Origin of the sequence: Salmonella sp. SAL04162, assembly GCF_046551535.1 — a bacterium.
In the GTDB taxonomy this organism is placed as follows: Bacteria; Pseudomonadota; Gammaproteobacteria; order Enterobacterales; family Enterobacteriaceae; genus Salmonella; species Salmonella enterica.
In genome coordinates this window covers 1-22,855 of sequence record NZ_JBGDVX010000009.1, presented here as the reverse complement: position 1 = coordinate 22,855, position 22,855 = coordinate 1, and the positions used below count along the sequence as shown (strand labels likewise).

The 22,855-nt window shown below is 53.6% G+C and carries 20 protein-coding genes; 10 read left to right on the top strand and 10 right to left on the bottom strand.

Translation table 11 applies throughout. The features are described 5' to 3' along the window. Nucleotides 1-9: 9 nt before the first annotated feature. The 6 genes from caiT to caiE all read left to right on the top strand — a co-directional run bounded on the left by caiT (nt 10) and on the right by caiE (nt 7,194). Nucleotides 10-1,527 (top strand): L-carnitine/gamma-butyrobetaine antiporter, encoded by a 1,518-nt coding sequence (caiT, locus tag ACLJRH_RS17580; protein WP_000787073.1) that lies wholly within the window; start codon nt 10-12, stop codon nt 1,525-1,527. A 34-nt stretch (nt 1,528-1,561) separates the two neighbouring features. Continuing rightward, nucleotides 1,562-2,704 (top strand): crotonobetainyl-CoA dehydrogenase, encoded by a 1,143-nt coding sequence (caiA, locus tag ACLJRH_RS17575; protein WP_000347134.1) that lies wholly within the window; start codon nt 1,562-1,564, stop codon nt 2,702-2,704. Nucleotides 2,705-2,815: 111 nt separating this feature from the next. Beyond that, nucleotides 2,816-4,033 (top strand): L-carnitine CoA-transferase, encoded by a 1,218-nt coding sequence (caiB, locus tag ACLJRH_RS17570; RefSeq protein ID WP_001016212.1) that lies wholly within the window; start codon nt 2,816-2,818, stop codon nt 4,031-4,033. A 62-nt stretch (nt 4,034-4,095) separates the two neighbouring features. Beyond that, complete coding sequence (gene caiC, locus ACLJRH_RS17565; protein WP_023137176.1) at nt 4,096-5,649, top strand: crotonobetaine/carnitine-CoA ligase; 1,554 nt, start codon at nt 4,096-4,098, stop codon at nt 5,647-5,649. 53 nt (nt 5,650-5,702) lie between these two features. Then, nucleotides 5,703-6,488: a crotonobetainyl-CoA hydratase gene (caiD, locus tag ACLJRH_RS17560; protein ID WP_000004385.1), complete on the top strand. Its 786-nt coding sequence runs from the start codon at nt 5,703-5,705 to the stop codon at nt 6,486-6,488. Nucleotides 6,489-6,597: 109 nt separating this feature from the next. Then, nucleotides 6,598-7,194: a carnitine operon protein CaiE gene (caiE, locus tag ACLJRH_RS17555; protein WP_000122863.1), complete on the top strand. Its 597-nt coding sequence runs from the start codon at nt 6,598-6,600 to the stop codon at nt 7,192-7,194. A 76-nt stretch (nt 7,195-7,270) separates the two neighbouring features. On the opposite strand, the gene caiF is transcribed toward caiE, so the two are convergent. From caiF to carA, 3 genes are all read right to left on the bottom strand, one after another. Next, nucleotides 7,271-7,666: a carnitine metabolism transcriptional regulator CaiF gene (caiF, locus tag ACLJRH_RS17550; protein ID WP_000333324.1), complete on the bottom strand. Its 396-nt coding sequence runs from the start codon at nt 7,664-7,666 to the stop codon at nt 7,271-7,273. A 273-nt stretch (nt 7,667-7,939) separates the two neighbouring features. Further along, nucleotides 7,940-11,167 carry a carbamoyl-phosphate synthase large subunit gene (gene carB, locus ACLJRH_RS17545; RefSeq protein ID WP_001126310.1) on the bottom strand — a complete coding sequence of 1,076 codons (3,228 nt, stop codon included), beginning with the start codon at nt 11,165-11,167 and terminating at the stop codon, nt 7,940-7,942. 18 nt (nt 11,168-11,185) lie between these two features. After that, nucleotides 11,186-12,334 carry a glutamine-hydrolyzing carbamoyl-phosphate synthase small subunit gene (carA, locus tag ACLJRH_RS17540; RefSeq protein ID WP_000597270.1) on the bottom strand — a complete coding sequence of 383 codons (1,149 nt, stop codon included), beginning with the start codon at nt 12,332-12,334 and terminating at the stop codon, nt 11,186-11,188. 747 nt (nt 12,335-13,081) lie between these two features. Here carA and ACLJRH_RS17535 point away from each other — a divergent pair. Continuing rightward, nucleotides 13,082-13,246: a hypothetical protein gene (locus ACLJRH_RS17535; RefSeq protein WP_001529894.1), complete on the top strand. Its 165-nt coding sequence runs from the start codon at nt 13,082-13,084 to the stop codon at nt 13,244-13,246. Nucleotides 13,247-13,372: 126 nt separating this feature from the next. On the opposite strand, the gene dapB is transcribed toward ACLJRH_RS17535, so the two are convergent. The 7 genes from dapB to citC all read right to left on the bottom strand — a co-directional run bounded on the left by dapB (nt 13,373) and on the right by citC (nt 19,574). Then, the gene (gene dapB / locus ACLJRH_RS17530) at nt 13,373-14,194 is read right to left on the bottom strand and encodes a 4-hydroxy-tetrahydrodipicolinate reductase (RefSeq protein WP_000544044.1); all 822 of its coding nucleotides are present in this window, start codon (nt 14,192-14,194) and stop codon (nt 13,373-13,375) included. Between the two features lie 179 nt (nt 14,195-14,373). Continuing rightward, a complete protein-coding gene (gene citG / locus ACLJRH_RS17525; RefSeq protein WP_001103238.1) occupies nt 14,374-15,282 on the bottom strand; it encodes a triphosphoribosyl-dephospho-CoA synthase CitG in 909 nt (302 codons plus the stop codon). Further along, a complete protein-coding gene (citX, locus tag ACLJRH_RS17520) occupies nt 15,260-15,811 on the bottom strand; it encodes a citrate lyase holo-[acyl-carrier protein] synthase (protein ID WP_000679050.1) in 552 nt (183 codons plus the stop codon). The genes citG and citX overlap by 23 nt, the downstream gene beginning before the upstream one ends. Further along, entirely contained in the window at nt 15,811-17,331 is a 1,521-nt protein-coding gene (gene citF, locus ACLJRH_RS17515) for a citrate lyase subunit alpha (RefSeq protein ID WP_023137177.1), read from the bottom strand. Before citF ends, citX begins: the two co-directional genes overlap by 1 nt. Before the next feature lie 10 nt (nt 17,332-17,341). Next, the gene (citE, locus tag ACLJRH_RS17510) at nt 17,342-18,211 is read right to left on the bottom strand and encodes a citrate (pro-3S)-lyase subunit beta (protein ID WP_001247811.1); all 870 of its coding nucleotides are present in this window, start codon (nt 18,209-18,211) and stop codon (nt 17,342-17,344) included. After that, nucleotides 18,208-18,501, bottom strand: a complete 294-nt coding sequence (gene citD / locus ACLJRH_RS17505; protein ID WP_000691461.1) for a citrate lyase acyl carrier protein — start codon at nt 18,499-18,501, stop codon at nt 18,208-18,210. The genes citE and citD overlap by 4 nt, the downstream gene beginning before the upstream one ends. Before the next feature lie 29 nt (nt 18,502-18,530). Further along, nucleotides 18,531-19,574, bottom strand: a complete 1,044-nt coding sequence (gene citC, locus ACLJRH_RS17500; RefSeq protein WP_000934791.1) for a [citrate (pro-3S)-lyase] ligase — start codon at nt 19,572-19,574, stop codon at nt 18,531-18,533. A gap of 244 nt (nt 19,575-19,818) precedes the next feature. On the opposite strand from citC, the gene citS reads away from it, so the two are divergent. From citS to oadA, 3 genes are all read left to right on the top strand, one after another. Continuing rightward, nucleotides 19,819-21,159, top strand: coding sequence for a citrate/sodium symporter CitS (citS, locus tag ACLJRH_RS17495; protein WP_000183606.1), 1,341 nt, complete (start codon nt 19,819-19,821; stop codon nt 21,157-21,159). 158 nt (nt 21,160-21,317) lie between these two features. After that, nucleotides 21,318-21,557 carry an oxaloacetate decarboxylase subunit gamma gene (locus ACLJRH_RS17490; protein WP_001001155.1) on the top strand — a complete coding sequence of 80 codons (240 nt, stop codon included), beginning with the start codon at nt 21,318-21,320 and terminating at the stop codon, nt 21,555-21,557. A gap of 15 nt (nt 21,558-21,572) precedes the next feature. Continuing rightward, nucleotides 21,573-22,855: sodium-extruding oxaloacetate decarboxylase subunit alpha (oadA, locus tag ACLJRH_RS17485; RefSeq protein ID WP_369529286.1), on the top strand; the 1,283-nt coding region annotated here is incomplete at its 3' end.

The following is a 22,855-nucleotide window of genomic DNA, read 5'->3' as shown; positions in this document are numbered from 1 at the left end:
AATTCACTTATGAAAAATGAAAAGAAAAAATCGGGAATTGAACCGAAGGTTTTTTTTCCGCCATTAATAATTGTCGGGATACTTTGCTGGCTAACAGTCAGAGATCTTGATGCCGCTAACGTCGTTATTAATGCGGTATTCAGTTATGTCACCAACGTCTGGGGTTGGGCATTTGAATGGTATATGGTCGTCATGCTCTTCGGCTGGTTCTGGCTGGTTTTTGGCCCCTATGCCAAAAAGAGATTAGGTGACGAAAAACCGGAGTTTAGCACCGCCAGCTGGATTTTCATGATGTTCGCCTCCTGTACATCCGCTGCAGTTCTGTTCTGGGGCTCTATTGAGATCTACTACTATATCTCCACCCCGCCGTTCGGCCTGGAACCCAATTCCACCGGCGCGAAAGAGATAGGTCTGGCGTACAGCCTGTTCCACTGGGGGCCGCTACCGTGGGCAACCTATAGCTTCCTTTCCGTGGCTTTCGCCTACTTCTTCTTTGTACGCAAGATGGATGTCATCCGCCCCAGCTCCACGCTAGTACCGCTCGTCGGTGAAAAGCATGCGAAAGGGTTGTTCGGTACCATCGTCGATAACTTCTACCTGGTGGCGCTGATCTTCGCGATGGGCACCAGCCTCGGTCTGGCTACCCCGCTGGTCACCGAGTGTATGCAATGGCTGTTCGGTATTCCGCATACGCTGCAATTGGATGCCATCATCATTACCTGCTGGATCATTCTGAACGCGATTTGCGTGGCCTGCGGCCTGCAAAAAGGGGTCAGAATCGCCAGCGATGTGCGTAGCTACCTGAGCTTCCTGATGCTCGGCTGGGTGTTTATCGTCAGCGGCGCCAGCTTCATCATGAACTACTTCACCGACTCCGTCGGGATGCTGTTAATGCACCTGCCACGGATGCTGTTCTATACCGACGCCATCGGTAAAGGCGGCTTCCCACAGGGCTGGACTGTTTTCTACTGGGCGTGGTGGGTTATTTACGCCATCCAGATGAGTATCTTCCTGGCCCGTATTTCCCGTGGTCGTACCGTACGTGAACTGTGCTTCGGGATGGTGATGGGTCTGACCGCGTCTACCTGGATCCTGTGGACAGTGCTGGGCAGCAACACGCTGCTGCTGATGGATAAAAACATCCTCAACATTCCGCAGTTGATTGAACAACACGGCGTGGCGCGCGCCATTATCGAAACCTGGGCCGCCTTGCCGCTCAGCACCGCCACCATGTGGGGCTTCTTCATCCTCTGCTTTATTGCCACCGTCACGCTGATTAACGCCTGCTCTTACACCCTGGCGATGTCGACCTGTCGTGAAGTTCGCGATGGTGAAGAGCCGCCTCTGTTAGTGCGTATCGGCTGGTCGGTGCTGGTCGGCATCATCGGTATCGTTCTGCTGGCGCTGGGTGGGTTGAAGCCGATTCAGACCGCGATTATCGCCGGAGGATGCCCGCTGTTCTTCGTCAACATTATGGTGACGCTGTCCTTTATTAAAGACGCCAAAGTGCACTGGAAAGACAAGTAATTCTTATTAACCCAATTGATCAAGAGGCTGAAAGATGGATTTCAACTTAAATGACGAACAGGAGCTGTTTGTCGCCGGTATTCGCGAACTGATGGCCAGTGAGAACTGGGAAGCTTATTTTGCCGAGTGCGATCGTGACAGCGTCTACCCTGAGCGTTTTGTAAAAGCGCTGGCGGATATGGGTATTGATAGCCTGCTGATCCCGGAAGAACACGGCGGTCTGGAAGCGGGTTTTGTTACCGTCGCCGCCGTCTGGATGGAGCTGGGACGTCTTGGCGCGCCAACTTACGTGTTGTACCAATTGCCGGGAGGTTTTAACACTTTCCTGCGTGAAGGGACTCAGGAGCAAATTGATAAAATCATGGCGTTCCGGGGCACCGGTAAGCAGATGTGGAACTCTGCTATCACCGAACCGGGAGCGGGATCGGATGTTGGTAGTCTGAAAACCACTTATACACGCAAAAATGGTAAGGTTTATCTCAATGGCAGTAAGTGCTTTATCACCAGTAGCGCCTATACCCCGTACATCGTGGTCATGGCGAGAGACGGTGCATCGCCGGATAAACCGGTTTACACCGAGTGGTTTGTGGACATGAGCAAAGCGGGTATCAAGGTCAACAAACTGGAGAAACTCGGTCTGCGCATGGATAGCTGCTGTGAAATCACCTTTGATGACGTTGAACTGGACGAAAAAGACATGTTCGGTCGGGAAGGTAACGGCTTCAACCGCGTGAAAGAAGAGTTTGACCATGAGCGCTTCCTCGTCGCGCTGACCAACTACGGTACCGCAATGTGCGCTTTTGAAGACGCGGCGCGTTACGCTAATCAGCGCGTGCAGTTTGGTGAAGCTATTGGTCGTTTCCAGCTGATTCAGGAGAAGTTTGCGCATATGGCGATCAAACTGAACTCCATGAAAAATATGCTGCTGGAAGCCGCGTGGAAAGCAGATAACGGCACGATTACCTCCGGCGACGCGGCCATGTGCAAATACTTCTGCGCCAACGCCGCGTTTGAAGTGGTAGACACCGCCATGCAGGTACTGGGAGGTGTTGGTATCGCGGGCAACCACCGCATCACGCGTTTCTGGCGTGACCTGCGCGTTGACCGTGTTTCTGGTGGTTCTGACGAAATGCAGATCCTGACGTTGGGTCGTGCGGTACTCAAGCAATACCGCTAATCGATCCCTTGTAGGCCTGATAAGACGCGGGGCGTCGCCATCAGGCAATCATGCCGGATGGCGCTGTGCTTATCCGGCCTACATACCGCAAAAAATGCCAGGAGAAAAATGATGAATCATTTACCAATGCCAACCTTTGGCCCGCTTGCTGGGGTACGCGTTGTTTTTTCAGGAATCGAAATCGCCGGTCCGTTCGCCGGACAGATGTTCGCCGAATGGGGCGCTGAGGTTATCTGGATTGAAAACGTCGCATGGGCCGATACCATCCGCGTGCAGCCTAACTATCCGCAGCTCTCACGCCGTAACCTGCACGCCCTGTCGCTGAATATTTTCAAAGATGAAGGCCGGGAAGCGTTTCTGAAGCTGATGGAAACCACCGATATTTTCATTGAAGCCAGTAAAGGTCCGGCCTTTGCCCGCCGCGGTATTACCGATGAAGTGCTGTGGGAACATAACCCGAAACTGGTCATTGCCCACCTTTCCGGCTTCGGCCAGTATGGTACCGAGGAGTACACCAATCTTCCGGCGTATAACACCATCGCGCAGGCATTCAGTGGTTATCTGATCCAAAACGGCGACGTTGATCAGCCGATGCCAGCCTTCCCGTATACCGCCGATTACTTCTCCGGGATGACCGCGACGACAGCCGCGCTGGCAGCCCTGCACAAAGTACGCGAAACGGGTAAAGGTGAAAGCATCGATATCGCCATGTACGAAGTGATGCTGCGCATGGGTCAGTACTTCATGATGGACTACTTCAACGGCGGCGAAATCTGTCCACGTATGACGAAAGGGAAAGACCCCTACTACGCCGGTTGCGGCCTGTATAAATGCGCCGATGGTTACATCGTCATGGAGTTGGTCGGCATCACGCAAATCAACGAGTGTTTTAAAGATATTGGCCTGGCCCACATTCTCGGTACGCCGGAAGTTCCGGAAGGCACGCAGCTCATCCATCGCGTGGAATGCCCTTACGGCCCGCTCGTCGAAGAGAAACTGGACGCCTGGCTGGCAACACACACTATCGCCGACGTTCAGGCGCGCTTTGCTGAGCTGAATATCGCCTGTGCGAAGGTGCTCACCATTCCGGAACTGGAAGGTAATCCGCAGTACGTTGCCCGCGAATCGATTACTCAGTGGCAAACAATGGACGGTCGCACCTGTAAGGGGCCGAACATCATGCCGAAATTTAAAAACAACCCGGGGAAAATCTGGCGTGGCATGCCGTCACACGGCATGGATACCGCCGCCATTCTGAAAAACATTGGTTATAGCGAAGCAGATATTAAGGAACTGGTCGGCAAAGGCCTGGCCAAAGTTGAGGATTAAACGCGATGCGCTAATCGGTTTTCCGGTTAGCGCTCACGCCTGATTTCAGTGGATAAAGCAATATGGATATCGTTGGCGGACAAAACTTACGTCAGATGTGGGACGACCTGGCCGGGGTGTACGGAGATAAAACGGCGTTAATTTTCGAATCCTGTGAGGGAATCGTTCGGCAGTTTAGCTATGCTTCGCTCAATGAAGAGATTAACCGCACGGCGAACCTTTTTTACTCCTTAGGGATCCGCAAGGGTGATAGGGTCGCGCTGCATCTGGATAACTGTCCGGAATTCATCTTTTGCTGGTTTGGACTGGCAAAAATCGGCGCCATTATGGTGCCGATTAATGCCCGCTTACTGGGCGAAGAAAGCGCCTGGATCCTGCAAAACAGCCAGGTGAGTCTGCTGGTTACCAGCGTCCAGTTTTATCCTATGTACCGTGAAATACGCCAGGACAAGAGCACTCCGCTTAATCATATCTGTCTGATTGGCGAGCAGCTTCCGGCTGACGATGGCGTGAGTCACTTTACCCAACTACAAGCACGCCAGTCGGCCACGCTGTGCTATACGCCCGCGTTATCCACTGACGATACGGCGGAAATTCTGTTTACCTCCGGTACCACCTCGCGTCCAAAAGGGGTGGTGATTACCCACTATAACCTGCGTTTTGCAGGCTACTACTCTGCCTGGCAAATCGCCCTGCGCGATGATGACGTGTACATGACGGTGATGCCCGCTTTTCATATCGACTGCCAGTGTACCGCCGCAATGCCAGCCTTTTCCGCCGGCAGTACCTTTGTGCTCCTGGAAAAGTACAGCGCCCGGGCCTTCTGGGATCAGGTACGTAAATATCAGGCGACGGTGACCGAGTGCATCCCGATGATGATCCGCACGCTGATGGTTCAGCCCTCCGCACCAACGGACAGGCAGCATCATCTGCGTGAAGTGATGTTCTATCTCAATCTATCCGCGCAGGAAAAAGACGCCTTTACCGAACGCTTTGGCGTCAGGCTGCTGACCTCTTATGGTATGACTGAAACCATTGTCGGAATTATTGGCGACCGTCCCGGAGACAAACGGCGCTGGCCTTCCATTGGTCGCGTGGGTTTTAGCTATGAAGCTGAAATTCGCGACGATCAAAATCGCCCGCTGCCCGCCGGAGAAATTGGCGAAATCTGTATTAAAGGCATCCCCGGCAAGACTATCTTCAAAGAGTATTACATGCAGCCGGAAGCAACCGCCAGGGCGCTGGAACCAGAGGGCTGGTTACATACCGGTGATTCGGGTTACCAGGATGAGGATGGCTATTTCTATTTTGTCGACAGACGCTGCAACATGATTAAACGTGGCGGAGAAAATGTCTCCTGCGTCGAGCTGGAAAATATTATTTCTGCACATCCGAAAATTCAGGACATTGTGGTGGTCGGTATTAAAGATGCGATCCGTGATGAAGCCATTAAAGCGTTTATCGTCCTTAATGAAGGTGAAACATTAAGCGAAGCCGAGTTTTTCAGCTTTTGCGAAAACAATATGGCGAAATTCAAGGTTCCCTCTTTTATGGAGATCAGAACTGACCTGCCACGCAACTGTTCAGGAAAAATAATCAAAAAAAATCTGAAATAAACCTTCCGGCAGGAATCCCTCCCGCCGGGAAACTATTTATCTGGAGATGAACTATGAGTGAGTCATTACATCTGACCCGTAACGGCCCGATCCTGGAAATTACCCTTGACCGACCTAAAGCGAATGCCATTGACGCCAAAACCAGCTTTGCAATGGGTGAAGCTTTTCTTAATTTCCGTGACGATCCGGAATTACGCGTAGCAATCATTACCGGCGGCGGGGAGAAATTCTTTTCTGCTGGCTGGGACTTAAAAGCGGCAGCGGAAGGTGAAGCGCCGGATGCTGATTTTGGTCCCGGCGGCTTTGCCGGTTTAACCGAAATATTTGACCTCGATAAGCCGGTTATCGCCGCGGTGAACGGCTACGCGTTTGGCGGCGGTTTTGAGCTGGCGCTGGCGGCGGACTTTATTGTCTGCGCCGAAAACGCCAGCTTCGCGCTGCCGGAAGCAAAGCTCGGCATCGTGCCTGACAGCGGCGGCGTATTGCGTCTGCCTAAGCTGCTGCCACCGGCTATCGTCAACGAAATGGTGATGACCGGCAGACGAATGAGCGCCGAAGAAGCGCTGCGTTGGGGAGTCGTGAACCGCGTTGTCAGCCAGAGCGAACTGATGGAGAGCGCGCGCGAACTGGCGCAACAACTGGTCAATAGCGCCCCGCTGGCTATCGCGGCGCTGAAAGAGATTTATCGCGCGACCAGCGAAATGCCGGTAGAAGAAGGCTACCGCTACATCCGCAGCGGCGTGCTGAAACATTATCCGTCGGTACTGCATTCAGAAGATGCGCTCGAAGGACCGCAGGCATTTGCCGAAAAACGCGATCCGGTGTGGAAGGGTCGTTAATGTGACTATGCCGGATGGCGCTTCGCTTATCCGGCCTACAGCACATGCGCAACCGTAGGCCGGATAAGGTGTTTACGCCGCCATCCGGCAAAAAAACCGAGGTACAACCATGAGCTATTACGCCTTTGAAGGACTGATCCCGGTGGTGCACCCGGACGCGTTTGTCCATCCCAGCGCCGTGCTGATTGGCGATGTCATCGTGGGTGCTGGTGTTTATATTGGCCCACTCGCGTCATTGCGTGGGGATTATGGTCGCCTGATCCTGGAGGCAGGCTCTAATCTGCAGGATGGCTGCATTATGCATGGCTACTGCGATACCGATACCATCGTGCATGAAAACGGCCATATCGGCCACGGCGCTATTCTACATGGCTGCGTGGTGGGACGGGACGCCCTGGTCGGCATGAATAGCGTCATTATGGACGGCGCAGTGATTGGCGAAGAGAGCATTGTCGCCGCCATGAGTTTTGTCAAAGCCGGATTTCAGGGTGAGGCAAGGCAACTGCTGGTGGGATCACCGGCGCGCGTACTACGCCAGGTTACGGACCAGGAGCTGCACTGGAAACGCCTCAACACTAAAGAATATCAGGATCTTGCGATCCGTTGTCGAACGGGGTTATCTGAAACGAAGCCGTTAACGCAGGTCGAAGAAAACCGGCCGCGCCTGAAAGGCACGACGGACGTGAAGCCAAAATCAGCACAGTAATTGATGCCGGATGCGCTCACGCTTATCCGGCCTACGCGTCAATTACCGTTTACCCCGCCATCAGGTAAACAGACAATTAGCGACGCATACTCTTGGAGAGCATCATCTGCCATTTCTGCTCACGGTTTAGCTCTGTGGGGGGAACGGCAGACAGTCGCGGCGCTTTCGCCACGCTCACTTTTCTTTCCTGCAAATTATGATTCAATCGGCGATAGAGTTGAGAGTCGATACTCACGACTTTCACCAGACGCTGGCACTGGCAGCCTCGTCCTGCAATCTGGTTAGGGATCATCTTCACTTCACAAACAATTTCCCCCACTTCTGACAGAATATAGGAGAGCGTATTAATTGCTTTGCAGTGTTCAATATCAAATTGACGGGAAATCTCCCTGGCCGTGATCCATCGGTTCTCTGCCATCATCCAGTCAGCAATTAACAAATAAAGCGGTCTTTCAACATATTTTTCACACATAAGCACACCATTTCACAAATTAAAAATCTGGCTACGGCCTGTCCAAACTAATAAAAACTAAGCCATATTAAAATTGTGGATATGCAAGATAGTATGCGACTTAAATATTGATTAGTGTGAGCAATATCGTGCTTATTACATAGAAAATGTGGTTACGGAAACGGACTTCTCCAGGAATGACCTTACGCAAGATAAAAAAAGGGTTTCTTTACAGAAACCCTTTCAGAATTATATTACAGGTCCGGTTAGAGCAATATCCACCGGACTCTTTATTTACGACTTTTTGATCTGCGCGTGCATTTCCTGCACCGAGGTTACCTTCTCGGTGGCATCGGCATTGAGCGCCATCGTCGTTGCAAAACCGCCGTTCAGCGTGGTGTCATAATGCACTTTATACTGCAGCGCGCTACGACGAATCACCCTGGAGTCTTCAATCGCGCGGCGGCCTGCGGTGGTATTGATGATATAGGTATATTCGCCATTCTTGATGCGGTCCTGAATGTGCGGACGACCTTCGTGCACCTTGTTCACCAGACGCGGGTTGATACCGGCTTCGCCCAGCACAATCGCCGTACCGTGAGTGGCATCCAGCTCAAAGCCCTGTTTCAGCAGCTTGGCCGCGAGATCCACCACGCGCTCTTTGTCGCCTTCGCGAACGGAGAGCAGCGCACGGCCCTGTTTCTTCATCGTGGAGTTACTGCCCAACTGTGCCTTGGCGAACGCTTCCGCGAAGGTACGACCGACGCCCATCACTTCCCCGGTAGAGCGCATTTCTGGCCCTAACAGCGGGTCAACGCCGGGGAATTTGTTGAACGGCAGCACCACTTCTTTCACCGAGTAGTACGGCGGGATAATTTCTTGGGTCACGCCCTGCTCGGTCAGCGATTTGCCGGCCATCACGCGCGCCGCTACTTTCGCCAGCGGCACGCCGGTGGCTTTGGAGACGAACGGTACGGTACGCGCCGCACGCGGGTTGACTTCAATCAGATAGACTTCGTTGTCTTTCACCGCAAACTGCACGTTCATCAGGCCGCGCACCTGCAACTCGAAAGCCAGCTTCTGCACCTGCTGGCGCATCACGTCTTGAATTTCCTGGCTCAGCGTGTAGGCCGGCAGGGAACAGGCGGAGTCGCCGGAGTGTACGCCAGCCTGCTCGATGTGCTCCATGATGCCGCCAATCAGCACCATTTCGCCGTCGCAGATAGCGTCCACGTCCACTTCAACCGCATCATCAAGGAAGCGGTCCAGCAGTACCGGCGCATCGTTAGAGACGCTGACTGCGGTCTGGAAGTAGCGACGCAGGTCGGCTTCGTCGTAGACAATTTCCATCGCCCGACCGCCCAGCACGTAAGAAGGACGTACCACCAGCGGGTAGCCAATTTCTTTCGCCTTCTCAACCGCTTGTTCAATGGCGGTGACGGTGGCGTTGGCCGGTTGCTTCAGCTTCAGACGGTCAACCGCATGCTGGAAGCGTTCACGGTCTTCCGCGCGGTCGATGGCGTCCGGGCTGGTGCCGATAACCGGCACGCCTGCCGCTTCCAGCGCGCGCGCCAGCTTCAGCGGCGTCTGGCCGCCGTACTGCACGATAACGCCTTTCGGCTTCTCGATGCGCACGATTTCCAGCACGTCTTCCAGCGTCACCGGCTCGAAGTACAGACGGTCGGAAGTGTCGTAGTCGGTGGAGACGGTTTCCGGGTTACAGTTGACCATAATGGTTTCGTAACCGTCTTCGCGCAGCGCCAGCGAGGCGTGTACGCAGCAGTAGTCAAATTCGATGCCCTGGCCGATACGGTTCGGGCCGCCGCCGAGGACCATGATTTTATCGCGATCAACGGACGGGTTCGCTTCGCACTCATCTTCATAAGTGGAGTACATATAGGCGGTATCGGTGGCGAATTCCGCCGCGCAGGTATCCACACGCTTGTAGACCGGGTGCAGGTCATACTGGTCGCGTAGCTTGCGGATTTCCGCCTCGCGCACGCCCGCCAGTTTCGCCAGACGCGCATCGGCAAAACCTTTGCGCTTGAGCTGACGCAGGAAGTCGGCGTTGAGGCCGGTAATCCCGACTTCAGCCACTTTCTCTTCCAGACGCACCAGCTCTTCAATCTGCACCAGGAACCAGCGGTCGATGTTGGTCAAGTTGAACACCCCGTCAACGGAGAGACCTGCGCGGAAGGCATCGGCGATATACCAGATACGATCAGCGCCCGCGTCTTTCAGCTCGCGGCGGATTTTAGTCAGCGCTTCCGGGTCGTCGAGGCTGACTTTCGGGTCGAAGCCGGTAGCGCCCACTTCCAGGCCGCGCAGCGCTTTTTGCAGGGATTCCTGCTGCGTGCGGCCAATCGCCATCACTTCACCAACCGATTTCATCTGGGTGGTCAGACGGTCGTTGGCACCGGCGAATTTCTCGAAGTTAAAGCGCGGAATTTTGGTGACAACGTAGTCGATAGACGGCTCGAAGGAGGCCGGTGTACGGCCACCGGTGATGTCGTTCATCAGCTCGTCGAGGGTATAACCCACCGCCAGTTTGGCGGCCACTTTGGCAATCGGGAAACCGGTGGCTTTCGACGCCAGCGCCGAGGAGCGGGAGACGCGCGGGTTCATTTCGATAACGATCAGACGACCGTTTTTCGGGTTTACTGCGAACTGGACGTTAGAACCGCCAGTTTCGACGCCGATTTCACGCAGTACCGCCATCGAGGCGTTACGCATGATTTGGTATTCTTTGTCGGTCAGCGTCTGTGCCGGGGCCACGGTGATCGAGTCCCCAGTATGGATACCCATTGCGTCGAAGTTTTCGATAGAGCAGACGATGATGCAGTTGTCGTTTTTATCACGCACCACTTCCATCTCGTACTCTTTCCAGCCGATCAGCGATTCATCAATCAGCAGCTCGTTGGTTGGCGAGAGGTCCAGACCGCGTTCGCAGATTTCTTCGAACTCTTCACGGTTGTAAGCGATACCGCCGCCGGTGCCACCCATGGTAAAGGACGGACGAATAATGCACGGGAAGCCCACGTCAGCGGCAACCGCCAGCGCTTCTTCCATAGTGTGCGCGATACCGGAACGCGCGGTGTCGAGACCAATTTTCTTCATCGCGATATCGAAGCGACGACGGTCTTCGGCTTTATCAATGGCGTCGGCGGTGGCGCCAATCATGGTGACGCCGAACTCTTCGAGCACGCCCTGCCGCTCCAGCTCCAGCGCGCAGTTCAGCGCTGTCTGGCCGCCCATGGTCGGCAGCACCGCATCCGGACGCTCTTTTTCAATGATTTTGCGCACCACTTCCCAGTGAATCGGCTCGATGTAGGTGGCATCGGCCATTTCCGGGTCGGTCATGATGGTGGCCGGGTTGGAGTTCACCAGAATGACGCGGTAACCCTCTTCGCGCAGCGCTTTACACGCCTGAGCGCCGGAGTAGTCAAACTCACACGCCTGACCGATAACAATCGGGCCCGCGCCCAGAATCAGGATGCTTTTTATATCTGTACGTTTTGGCATGGCTCTTATTACTCCTGATTATTTCGCGGACTGACGGTATTGCTCAATAAGCTCGATAAAGTGGTCGAACAGCGGTGCAGCATCGTGCGGGCCGGGGCTGGCTTCCGGGTGGCCCTGGAAGCTGAACGCCGGTTTATCGGTACGGTGAATGCCCTGCAGGGTGCCGTCGAACAGCGACTTGTGGGTCACGCGCAGGTTGGCTGGCAGCGAGTCTTCATCCACCGCAAAGCCGTGGTTCTGCGCGGTGATCATCACCACGTTTCGGTCCATATCTTTTACCGGATGGTTGCCGCCGTGATGGCCGAACTTCATCTTAACGGTCTTCGCACCGCTCGCCAGCGCCAGTAGCTGATGGCCGAGGCAGATGCCGAACACAGGAATGTCGGTTTCGAGGAATTTCTGGATAGCAGTAATCGCGTAGTCGCACGGGGCCGGGTCGCCAGGGCCGTTTGACAGGAAGATGCCGTCCGGATTCATTTCCAGCACCTCTTCAGCAGAAGTCTGCGCTGGCACCACCGTCAGGCGGCAGCCGCGATCCACCAACATACGTAGAATGTTGCGCTTGGCGCCAAAATCGTAGGCCACCACGTGGAACGGCAGGTCATCCTCAGATTTCGCTTCCGGTAAACCGTCTTTCAGCGTCCAGCTACCCTGCGTCCAACGGTAGGTTTCCGCCGTGGTCACTTCTTTCGCCAGATCCATACCGTTAAGTCCAGGAAATGCTTTCGCTTTTTCCAGCGCCAGCTTCGCATCCGGGCTATCGCCTGCAATGATGCAGCCGTTCTGTGCGCCTTTCTCACGCAGCAGTCGGGTCAGCTTGCGGGTATCGATATCGGCAATCGCCACGATGTTATGGCGTTTCAGGTAAGAAGAGAGGTCTTCTGTGTTACGGAAGTTGCTGGCAATCAACGGCAGATCGCGAATCACTAAACCTTGCGCATGAACCTGAGAAGATTCTTCATCGGCTTCATTGGTGCCGACATTACCAATATGGGGATAAGTAAGAGTGACGATTTGGCGGGAATAGGAAGGATCAGTGAGGATTTCTTGATAACCGGTCATTGAAGTATTGAAAACGACTTCCCCAACCGCCGAACCTGTTGCCCCAATGGCCCGACCGTGAAACTGGGTTCCGTCTTCCAGAACCAATAGCGCTGACTTAATCAAAACACCCTCCAGAGAATATTCACTCACTTTATTTGCATATTAATTCATTCAGTCAGTATGAAGCAATGCAAATTTGCTTACCCGTGGATTTCTGGCAAACGGCGGCATTCTGAAGTTAAGCCGGATAAAAGTCAACTTAAAGAGGGTGTTTTTTATGTTATTTTGCACATTATAAGGAAGTTATCCTATTTAATAGGCAAAAAGATCAACTAAGTGACGATAGAAAACGCTTGCGCTTCCTTGAGTTCGAAAAAAGCTGACTGGAACGATAAAAAGTGGACCAAATGGTCAAATTTCACATTAAAACAACGAAAAACAACGATAAAAATTAATTTAATAACCACTAATACCATTAAATGAATAAAAATTCAAAATAAAGCAAATTAACGATAAAAATAATTTAAAAATCAAGCACTTGTTAAAATAAAAAACAAACCAAACACATCAAAAAATCGACAAAAAACAGCAAATTAAGATAATGTAATGAGAATCACAATCGCGCTATAAAGGTCTAACTTCTTTTTCTTTAAGACTAGCGCATACGATTGAACCACAACCAGCCTCACTACAGCATAAAAAAGCTAACCTATTGAAACAAAAGAGATAAAACGCCCCCGAGGAACAGCGCTAACCCCACGATGGATATCAGTCTTATCAGTCTGGTCGAGGTGCCTTTTGCATACGGTAAGCCACTGCGGCTGAATATGACTAACATCAGTTCAGGCAGTATTTTTCCCGTTGAACGTAATGGCCCGTACCGATGCGCCTGAAGGACTAATTAACCGCATTTATCGTAATGGCAATTACGTCACGCAAATGGATGCCGTTGGCCCGGATGTCTTTAAACTGACTATTCTTAACGCGAAAACAACGGCAGAACATATCGTGGGCGAAGAAACTGTCGAAACATGAATGGTGAAAGGCGTTATTTATCTGACCGAATAACCGGGGGGCAAAAAACAAAAGGGCAATAATATATTGCCCTTTGTAATCAATTAATCTTGATTACCACAACCACATCACGAAGGTATTTAGTCGTTATAGTACATCCAGTCCCAGCACATCCCGCATGTCAAATAGCCCATTTTTCTTCGTTTTTAGCCATAATGCCGATCGCAACGCGCCATTTGCAAACGTCATGCGGCTGGAAGCTTTATGCGTAATCTCTACGCGCTCGCCAATATCGGCAAACATCGCGGTATGTTCGCCGACGATGTCGCCCGCCCGAACGGTTGCAAAGCCAATCGTTCCCGGTACGCGCTCGCCGGTATAACCTTCACGCGAGTAGACCGCGCAGTCCTTCAGATCTTTATCCAGCGCCCCGGCGATTGCCTCGCCCATTGCCAGCGCCGTACCCGACGGTGCATCCACTTTATGGCGGTGGTGCGCTTCAATAATTTCAATATCGGTGTAGTCGCCCATTACCTTCGCGGCTTTCTCCAGCAGCTTGAGCATGACGTTAACGCCGACGCTAAAGTTTGCGGCGAAAACGATCGCAATCTCTTGCGACGCCTCGCGAATGGCCTGTTTACCGGCGTCGTCAAAGCCGGTAGTACCAATCACCATCCCTTTACCATGTTTACGGCAGAATGCCAGATGCGCCAGTGTGCCTTCAGGACGGGTAAAATCGACCAGAACATCGAAATCATCTTTGACCGACGCCAGATCGCTTTGAATGATGACGTCCGTTTTCCCCACGCCTGCCAGTTCGCCCGCATCGCTACCCAGCAATGAAGAGCCTTCGCGCTCCAGCGCGGCACCCAGCTGAACACCTTCCATCGCCATGGCGGCCTGGATTAACTGCCGTCCCATGCGGCCACCGGCGCCGACAATCGCAACGCGGATCTGTGCTTCATGCATAGCTATTCTCTTTTGTAAAAATTGCGTAAACCGTTTTCAGAGTAACCAGCGCGCCCGGAGGCCGCCATCTAAAATCGCCGATAATTAGAAATTAATGATAAACAGGGAGCGATATCAGTAAAAGACATGATTCATCCCGCAGGATGAATCATTGCTGGAGAGAATGAAAGAAGAGAAACTTACTCAGGATAGAGGGAACCGGCAGGAAAATGACTTAAAAACCAGGTCACTGCCAGTAAATCCGCGCTACCGCCAGGGCTTAAGTTACGCAGGATGAGTTCATCATCGAGGGACTGCATCGCTTCAATGCCCCCCTCAACCAATACGCCCCCTTGCCACAACAATTTTTGTGCCTGCTGCTGCACGTAGTAAAGCCCTTCCAGGCCTCCCCGTGACACCAGATTGGTATCATCATTCCACGCCATCAGATGCAACAATGTTTGCAGCAGGGCAAGATGGGTATCGTCATGCTCCTGCACGACCCGGTTAAACACCGGCAAAGCCTGCGTTCTGACGGTTCGAAAACCGCTTTCCGCTTCTCCCCGCGCGCCCGACAGGCCATAGCACTGGAAATGGGTTTCACTCTTTGTCAGTTTTCCCGCTTTTTTTGCTGAGAGCTCGTGGGCAACAATATTCCGACTCAGGCGGGCAACCTGGTCGCAGATACGATTTTGCTCCAACGGTTCTCCCCGCGCGAGAAGTCGGCCAATCGCTGCGCTCAGCAGGCCAAAAGCGAAAATCGCCCCGCGATGGGTATTCACACCATTGGTCGCCTGTAGCATATCGTTCTCACAGGCCATCCCCAGCGGACGCAGCATCACCAGGACATTTTCTGCCGCCAGCGCCGCCGTGTTGTTGCCCATGATAAAAAACTTTTCCATCCACGGAGCAATGGCGGTAGTGCTACGTTCAAATGCCGCCAGATCCATATCCCTATGCGCTCCCGAATTACGAATATCGACCAGACCGGGTTTTGGTGTCAGCCTGGCTTCCGTCAGCAGCGCTCTTGCAACCAACCCATTAAGTTCGCCAGCCGCCAGCGATGAGTACGCTGGCGTACGCCGTTCAGTCACAACGCTCACGTTCATAGCATTCAATCCTTCGTGCAATTTCATCCAACAAAAGGTCAAGGGTGTGATGCTTGCCCCGGGCACAGAGATGAGCATCCTGCTGGCATATCAAACATGGCCGGGCAGGATGCCCGAGTTCACGGCGTGATAGCGACTTACCGTCGCTATCAATAATGTCGATGTCCCAAAGCCGCCCTAACGGATGGCTCATCTCTAGTGTCGACATGTGCTGTTTCAACGCCATTGCCGGCGCACAGACCGCTGCCATCCATTCCGGGCCGCTGCGTTCATTCACCTGCATTTCCCAGACGTTGACCCACTCCTTCTGTTCGCAAAGCGCCAGTATTTCGGCAATTGCATAATCGGCGACACGCCGCCAGACCGCTGAGTTTTTAACGGCGCCCGGTGCAACCAGCGTGAGGGAAATCAACGGTAGCCGATAGCAGTTCAACGCCTGACGCTGCCTGGCGGCACGTTTATCGCGCGCTTGTAGCATCTCCTCCAGCGTAACTGCCTGGCCCTGGTACAGCAGGTCTGTGCCCTTCATCAGCCTTTAACCTGGCGAATCACGTCAATCACTGAACCGTCGCGATAACGCACCACAGCCACCACCCGATCGGTAAACTCAATCGGCTGCGGTTTACCGGTCAGTTGCTCAGCGCGCTGTTGCAGTTGTTCGATGGTCATCAGCGCCACACCCGCAGCACGCAGGTTATCAAGCAGATCCTGACGCGCAGGGTTCACCGCAATACCATGGTCGGTAACCAGCACATCAACACTTGCCCCAGGCGTGACGGTAGTCAGCACTTTTTCCACCACGCATGGGATTCGGCCACGGACCAGCGGTGCGGTAATAATGGTGAGATCGGCCCCTGCTGCCGTATCGCTATGGCCGCCCGATGCGCCACGCAGTACGCCGTTTGAACCGGTCATCACGTTAACGTTGAAATTCACGTCAATTTCCAGTGCGCTCAGCATCACCACATTCAGGCGTTCGCATGCCGCGCCTTTAGAGGCGGGGTTCGCGTATTGATTGGTTGAGATTTCAATATGATGTGGATTCTGCGCCAGCGAACGGGCTGCATCGCCATCGAATGATTGCGTATCCAGCAGCGCTTTGATCAACCCTTTCTCATGCAGATCCACCATGGTGCCGGTGATCCCGCCCAGGCCAAAACTCGCCGTAATGTTGTGGCGACGCATTTTGTCTTCCAGGAAACGGGTGACCGCCAGAGATGCGCCACCGGTGCCGGTTTGCAGCGAGAAACCATCACAAAAATAACCTGAGTGTTCGATCACATTGGCCGCCTGCCGGGCGATCAACAGTTCACGCGGGTTGCTGGACAGACGAATCGCGCCCGCGGTGATTTTTTCCGGATCCCCTACTTCGTCCACCTGTACGATCAAATCAACCTGATCCTGCGCGATACTGGCCGGATAATTGGGGAACTCGACCCACTCTTCAGTCAGGAGCACCACACATTTAGCGTACTGCGCATCAACCTGCGCATACCCCAAAGAGCCGCAGCGTGACTTGCCGCTAAAACCGTTCGCATTACCAAATTCGTCGCAGCACGGCACGCCGAGGAAAGCGACATCAATATTCAGCTCACCGCTCTGAATCAGTTTTACGCGGCCGCCGTGAGAGTGGATCTGTACCGGGTTTTCCATCAGGCCAGCGGAGATCTCTTCCCCTAACTTGCCGCGCAGCCCGGAGGTGTAAATCTGCCGCACCACGCCATTTTTAATGTGTTCGATAAGCGGCCAGTGGGCATCAATTAATGAGCTGGAGGCAAGCGTCAGATCGCGGAATCCCATTTCCGCCAGCTTCGCCATCACCATATTGACAACTTTGTCGCCACCACGAAACGCATGGTGGAAGGATATCGTCATGCCATTTTTAAGCCCGGAACGACGAATAGCCTCTTCAAGCGAGTCACAAATTTTACGCCGACGCTTTTCCGTTTCACAGGCAAGCCACGGGCTGTTCGCTGTTACCCCCTGGTAGGGCTGTAATCCTTCCGGTACGACATATTGCTGGTTGAGCATGGTTACAGTCTCTTTCATGGTTCCTTCCTTAATCACGAATACCGGAAGCCGACAGCGCCACCACTTTGCGCGCGTGGTCGATAATCGGGCCGTCAATCATTTTGCCGTTGAGTGAAACGACGCCCAGACCGCGAGACTCAGCCTCTTCAGCGGCGGCAATCACCTCATACGCATGCTCAACTTCTTTACGTGTCGGAGAATAAGCCTGATGTAACAGCTCAATCTGACGTGGATTCACTAAGGACTTACCGTTAAAACCAAGTCCTTTCGCCAACTGCACTTCCTTCAGGAAGCCTTCTTCATTATTGATATCCGACCAAACAACATCATAGGCGGCAATACCCGCAACACGCGCCGCGTGCAGCACTGCGCAGCGGGCGTAGAACAGCTCGGTGCCATCGCCCCGGCTGGTGCCCATATCCATCACGTAATCAAATGCCGCCAGCGCAATTGCCACCATGCGCGGGCTGGAGGTGGCGATGTCGACGGCATTGACCACGCCTTTCGCTGATTCGATCGCCGCCATCAGCCTGGTACTGCCGACCTCGCGTCCGCATTCACGTTCGATCCGTTCGACCTGCGCTTCCAGCTCCAGCACATCGTTTTTGCTGTCGGTTTTCGGCAGACGCACAATATCCGCGCCACCACGCACGACGGCCTCAAGATCGGCCAGACCAAACGGCGTGTTCAGTGGATTAATGCGCACCACTTTTTCAACATCCTGATAGAACGGATGTTGAAGCGCGTGATGGACTAAAAGACGGGCGGTATCTTTCTCACGTAACGCTACGGCGTCTTCTAAGTCGAACATCACCGCGTCCGCACCATAGACAAACGAGGTGCTCAACATGGCCGCATTTGCGCCGGGGATAAACAACATACTGCGACGTGGTCTCATAACGCACTCCATTGAATTTCCGTTTGTTCTGCAGCGCGCAGCGCCGCCGCCTGCACTCGGGCGCGTAAAATACACTCCAGTGCGCCTTTGTCATCGACGCTAACCAGCGCGCGTTCAACGCCCAGCTTCGCCAGCGTTTCGCGCACGACTTGCTCAATCGCCGCGCCAAACTGCTGCTTCACCAGACTCTCTAGCTCCAGCCGAATTCCTGGCTCGCTGGATGGACCAATCCTGATCATCACATCGCTGGATTCCAGCGTGCCTGCCAGGGCATCTTTAATGATTTTCATTAGTTATGTTCCTTGTTAACGGTGTTACGTCATATGGTTTCAGTGTGTCTGGCGGCATGCCGCTGCAGATATGCCAGGGTACCAGCAGGCACCAGCGCGCTTATCGCCGGCCAATTACGTTCGCTATACAGTTTTCTGACGCGAGAGGCGGAAATAGCCGTGCCGTTTTTCTCCACCCGCGCCAGCTCGACGACCTCAATAACCGGGCCGCTGCGCTTCGGATCGTGTAAAATGTCGTGCATTCGCTGGTTATAGGCACAGGTCAGAGGACAAAACGGTTCACTGCCGACAAAACGATGGGTAATCCCCAGAGCTGGAGCCAGATGTTCACGGAAGAGTTGCAGATCGATCTGGCAATGGCAGTCGTCCACAACCCCTTTTTCTTTGAGGAAATAGCCGGGAAACGTCGCACGCGAGATCATATAAGCGGAGCCGGAATGCAACGTGACGTTGTCAATGCCCGCGATTCCTTGTTCGATCAGCGCCCAACGGTCGGTATAGGAAAAAAATGAAGCATCTTCTTTGACCACAAACAGATGCAGCCAGTCACAGGCCGCAGCCGCTTGCTCCACCAGATAACGGTGGCCCAATGTAAACGGATTGGCGTTCATGACGATGGCGCCGATCGTTTTTCCCGGTTGACGATAAAGCGCCAGTTGGCGACAAAAGCGCGCTAACCGTTCACTGCTGTTCTCCATTAACACCGCCAGCTGACCTGCCTGCGCAATGGGCCAAAACCCCGCGCCAGAAAACAGCAACCGATTTTGCGGCTTAGTGAACAGGAAAAGCTCGCTGCGGTTTAACTCGTAGGCCAATGTAAGCAACTCAGTCAGCAGTTTGAGGCTGAGCCCTTCCCCTTGTAAAACTGGGGAAACAGCGATGCATTTCAGTACGTTCCCGACCAGCGAGCCGCATCCAACTATCTCACCCTGCCAATATGCGCATACCGCGATTTCACAATCGTCTTCCAGGGCGAGTCCCTCGCCCTCCAGAAACATGGCGACCGACTCGCGACGCAATACATCCTTTTGCAAATAAATGCGTTTAAATATCAGATTCACTCTATTCAGCATCCGTCAGCAAATAACGCCGCATATTTCGCCAGTGTTTATATTATTCGTCTGGAATAGACATCACACTTTCCCCGCTGCCTTTATGACCTTTATAGTTTTTATTTCCTTAATTAATCAGAGTTAATAAAAACAATTAAATTAATTAAAAACACAACCATTCAGTGAAGATAGTCACATCTCACGGTTCATTGAATTTATTAGTATGCGCAGGTCTTGTTACCCATCAATACACAGGAAAATGTTTATGACCAACATGACCCAGGCTTCGGCTACGGAGAGAAAGGGGGCTAGCGATTTACTCAGATTCAAAATCTTTGGTATGCCGCTACCGCTTTATGCTTTTGCATTAATTACTTTATTACTTTCTCATTTTTATAATGCTATACCTACTGACTTAGTCGGTGGTTTTGCCCTTATGTTTGTGATGGGGGCCATTTTTGGTGAAATCGGCAAACGTTTACCGATCTTCAATAAATATATTGGCGGCGCACCGGTTATGATATTTCTGGTTGCAGCTTATTTTGTCTATGCTGGCATATTTACGCAGAAAGAAATTGATGCGATCAGCAACGTAATGGATAAAAGCAACTTCCTTAACCTGTTTATCGCGGTGTTGATCACAGGCGCTATCCTGTCGGTAAACCGTAAGCTGCTATTAAAATCACTGCTGGGCTATATCCCAACCATCCTCGCCGGGATCGTCGGCGCGTCCCTTTTCGGTATCGTCATTGGTCTGTGCTTCGGTATCCCGATCGACCGTATCATGATGCTGTACGTTCTGCCGATTATGGGCGGTGGTAACGGCGCAGGCGCCGTGCCTTTGTCTGAAATTTATCACTCGGTTACCGGACGTTCTCGCGAAGAGTACTACTCAACGGCTATTGCTATTCTGACCATTGCGAATATCTTCGCCATTATTTTCGCCGCCCTCCTCGATATGATTGGCAAAAAATACACCTGGCTTAGCGGTGAAGGCGAGTTGGTTCGTAAGGCTTCCTTCAAAACCGAAGATGATGAAAAGGCCGGTCAGATTACCCATCGTGAAACGGCGGTTGGCATGGTGCTATCCACCACCTGCTTCCTGCTGGCCTATGTTGTTGCCAAGAAAATTCTGCCAAGCATCGGCGGCGTCTCTATTCACTACTTCGCCTGGATGGTTCTGATTGTTGCTGCGCTGAACGCATCAGGTCTTTGCTCACCGGAGATTAAAGCCGGGGCAAAACGTCTTTCTGACTTCTTCTCCAAACAACTGCTGTGGGTGTTGATGGTAGGTGTGGGTGTTTGCTACACCGATCTGCAAGAGATCATCGACGCCCTGACGTTCGCCAACGTCGTTATCGCCGCGATCATTGTGGTCGGCGCTGTCGTTGGCGCAGCTATCGGGGGCTGGTTGATTGGCTTCTACCCGATTGAATCATCCATTACTGCGGGTCTTTGTATGGCCAACCGCGGCGGCTCCGGCGATCTGGAAGTGCTCTCCGCCTGTAACCGTATGAACCTCATTTCATATGCACAAATTTCCTCTCGTCTGGGCGGCGGTATTGTGCTGGTTATCGCTAGCATCGTGTTCAGCATGATGGTGTAAAAAAACGCACGGCGGTGTCTTTGCCGCAAACGACCTGGAGAAAAGTAGAGGCCAAAGCCAGAGGTGGCCAAGGGAAATCCACTCTACTCCTTAGCCGGATTCACCAGGAAGGTTGTCGTCAAGGCCACCGTCGTGCCTCTCATTATGGAAAATGATTCATGAATGAAGCTGTACTACTGGGTGAAGGTTTCACCCTGATGTTTTTAGGGATGGGGTTCGTACTGAGCTTTCTGTTCCTGCTCATCTTTGCCATTCGCGGCATGTCTGCCGTGATTACTCGCTTCTTCCCGGAACCCGTCGCCGCGCCCGCACCGCGCGCCGTTCCCGTCGTGGACGACTTCACCCGCTTAAAGCCGGTGATTGCCGCCGCCATTCACCATCACCGCCTTAACGCTTAATTCCCGGAGGGATCCATGACTATTGCCATTACCGACGTCGTCCTGCGTGACGCCCACCAGTCCCTGTTTGCCACCCGTCTGCGTCTTGACGATATGCTGCCGATTGCCGCTCAGCTCGACGACGTGGGCTACGGCTCCCTCGAATGCTGGGGCGGCGCCACCTTTGACGCCTGCATCCGTTTTCTCGGCGAAGACCCGTGGGTCCGCCTGCGCGAGCTTAAAAAGGCCATGCCCAAAACCCCGCTGCAGATGCTGCTACGCGGGCAGAACCTGCTCGGCTACCGCCACTACGCCGATGACGTGGTGGAACGCTTCGTCGAACGCGCGGTGAAAAACGGCATGGACGTCTTCCGCGTCTTCGACGCCATGAACGACCCGCGCAATATGAAAGCCGCCCTGCAGGCGGTGCGCAGCCACGGCGCGCACGCCCAGGGCACGATCTCCTACACCACCAGCCCGGCCCACACCCTGCAGACCTGGCTGGATTTAACGGAGCAACTGCTGGAAACCGGCGTTGACTCGATTGCCATCAAGGATATGTCCGGCATTCTCACGCCGATGGCCGCTTTTGAGCTGGTCAGCGAAATCAAAAAACGTTTTGAGGTGCGCCTGCACCTGCACTGTCACGCCACCACCGGGATGGCGGAGATGGCGCTGCTGAAGGCTATCGAGGCGGGCGTTGACGGCGTGGACACGGCGATTTCCTCCATGAGCGCCACCTACGGCCACCCGGCCACCGAAGCGCTGGTCGCCACCCTTGCCGGCACAAAATATGACACAGGGCTGGATATCCTGAAGCTGGAAAACATCGCCGCCTACTTCCGCGAGGTGCGCAAAAAGTATCACGCCTTTGAAGGCCAGCTGAAAGGCTACGACAGCCGTATTCTGGTGGCGCAGGTGCCGGGCGGAATGCTGACCAACCTGGAAAGCCAGCTGAAGCAGCAGAACGCGGCGGACAAACTCGACCAGGTGCTGGCGGAAATCCCCCGCGTGCGCGAGGACCTCGGCTTTATCCCGCTGGTGACCCCCACCTCGCAGATTGTCGGCACCCAGGCGGTGCTCAACGTCCTGACCGGCGAACGCTACAAAACCATTGCCAAAGAAACCGCCGGCATTCTGAAAGGCGAATACGGCCACACCCCGGTGCCGGTGAACGCGGCGCTACAGGCCCGCGTGCTGGAAGGTGCTGCCCCGGTGACCTGCCGCCCGGCGGATTTACTCAAACCGGAGCTGGCTGAACTGGAAGCGGACGTGAAGCGCCAGGCGCAGGAGAAGGGCATCCAGCTTGCGGGAAACGC

Excerpts from the sequence above, each read along its gene's own strand:
- caiT (WP_000787073.1), top strand. The coding sequence starts at position 10 with ATGAAAAATGAAAAGAAAAAATCGGGAATTGAACCGAAGGTTTTTTTT.
- caiA (WP_000347134.1), top strand. The coding sequence starts at position 1,562 with ATGGATTTCAACTTAAATGACGAACAGGAGCTGTTTGTCGCCGGTATT.
- caiB (WP_001016212.1), top strand. The coding sequence starts at position 2,816 with ATGAATCATTTACCAATGCCAACCTTTGGCCCGCTTGCTGGGGTACGC.
- caiC (WP_023137176.1), top strand. The coding sequence starts at position 4,096 with ATGGATATCGTTGGCGGACAAAACTTACGTCAGATGTGGGACGACCTG.
- caiD (WP_000004385.1), top strand. The coding sequence starts at position 5,703 with ATGAGTGAGTCATTACATCTGACCCGTAACGGCCCGATCCTGGAAATT.
- caiE (WP_000122863.1), top strand. The coding sequence starts at position 6,598 with ATGAGCTATTACGCCTTTGAAGGACTGATCCCGGTGGTGCACCCGGAC.
- caiF (WP_000333324.1), bottom strand. The coding sequence starts at position 7,666 with ATGTGTGAAAAATATGTTGAAAGACCGCTTTATTTGTTAATTGCTGAC.
- carB (WP_001126310.1), bottom strand. The coding sequence starts at position 11,167 with ATGCCAAAACGTACAGATATAAAAAGCATCCTGATTCTGGGCGCGGGC.
- ACLJRH_RS17535 (WP_001529894.1), top strand. The coding sequence starts at position 13,082 with ATGGCCCGTACCGATGCGCCTGAAGGACTAATTAACCGCATTTATCGT.
- dapB (WP_000544044.1), bottom strand. The coding sequence starts at position 14,194 with ATGCATGAAGCACAGATCCGCGTTGCGATTGTCGGCGCCGGTGGCCGC.
- citG (WP_001103238.1), bottom strand. The coding sequence starts at position 15,282 with ATGAACGTGAGCGTTGTGACTGAACGGCGTACGCCAGCGTACTCATCG.
- citX (WP_000679050.1), bottom strand. The coding sequence starts at position 15,811 with ATGAAGGGCACAGACCTGCTGTACCAGGGCCAGGCAGTTACGCTGGAG.
- citF (WP_023137177.1), bottom strand. The coding sequence starts at position 17,331 with ATGAAAGAGACTGTAACCATGCTCAACCAGCAATATGTCGTACCGGAA.
- citE (WP_001247811.1), bottom strand. The coding sequence starts at position 18,211 with ATGAGACCACGTCGCAGTATGTTGTTTATCCCCGGCGCAAATGCGGCC.
- citD (WP_000691461.1), bottom strand. The coding sequence starts at position 18,501 with ATGAAAATCATTAAAGATGCCCTGGCAGGCACGCTGGAATCCAGCGAT.
- citC (WP_000934791.1), bottom strand. The coding sequence starts at position 19,574 with ATGCTGAATAGAGTGAATCTGATATTTAAACGCATTTATTTGCAAAAG.
- citS (WP_000183606.1), top strand. The coding sequence starts at position 19,819 with ATGACCAACATGACCCAGGCTTCGGCTACGGAGAGAAAGGGGGCTAGC.
- ACLJRH_RS17490 (WP_001001155.1), top strand. The coding sequence starts at position 21,318 with ATGAATGAAGCTGTACTACTGGGTGAAGGTTTCACCCTGATGTTTTTA.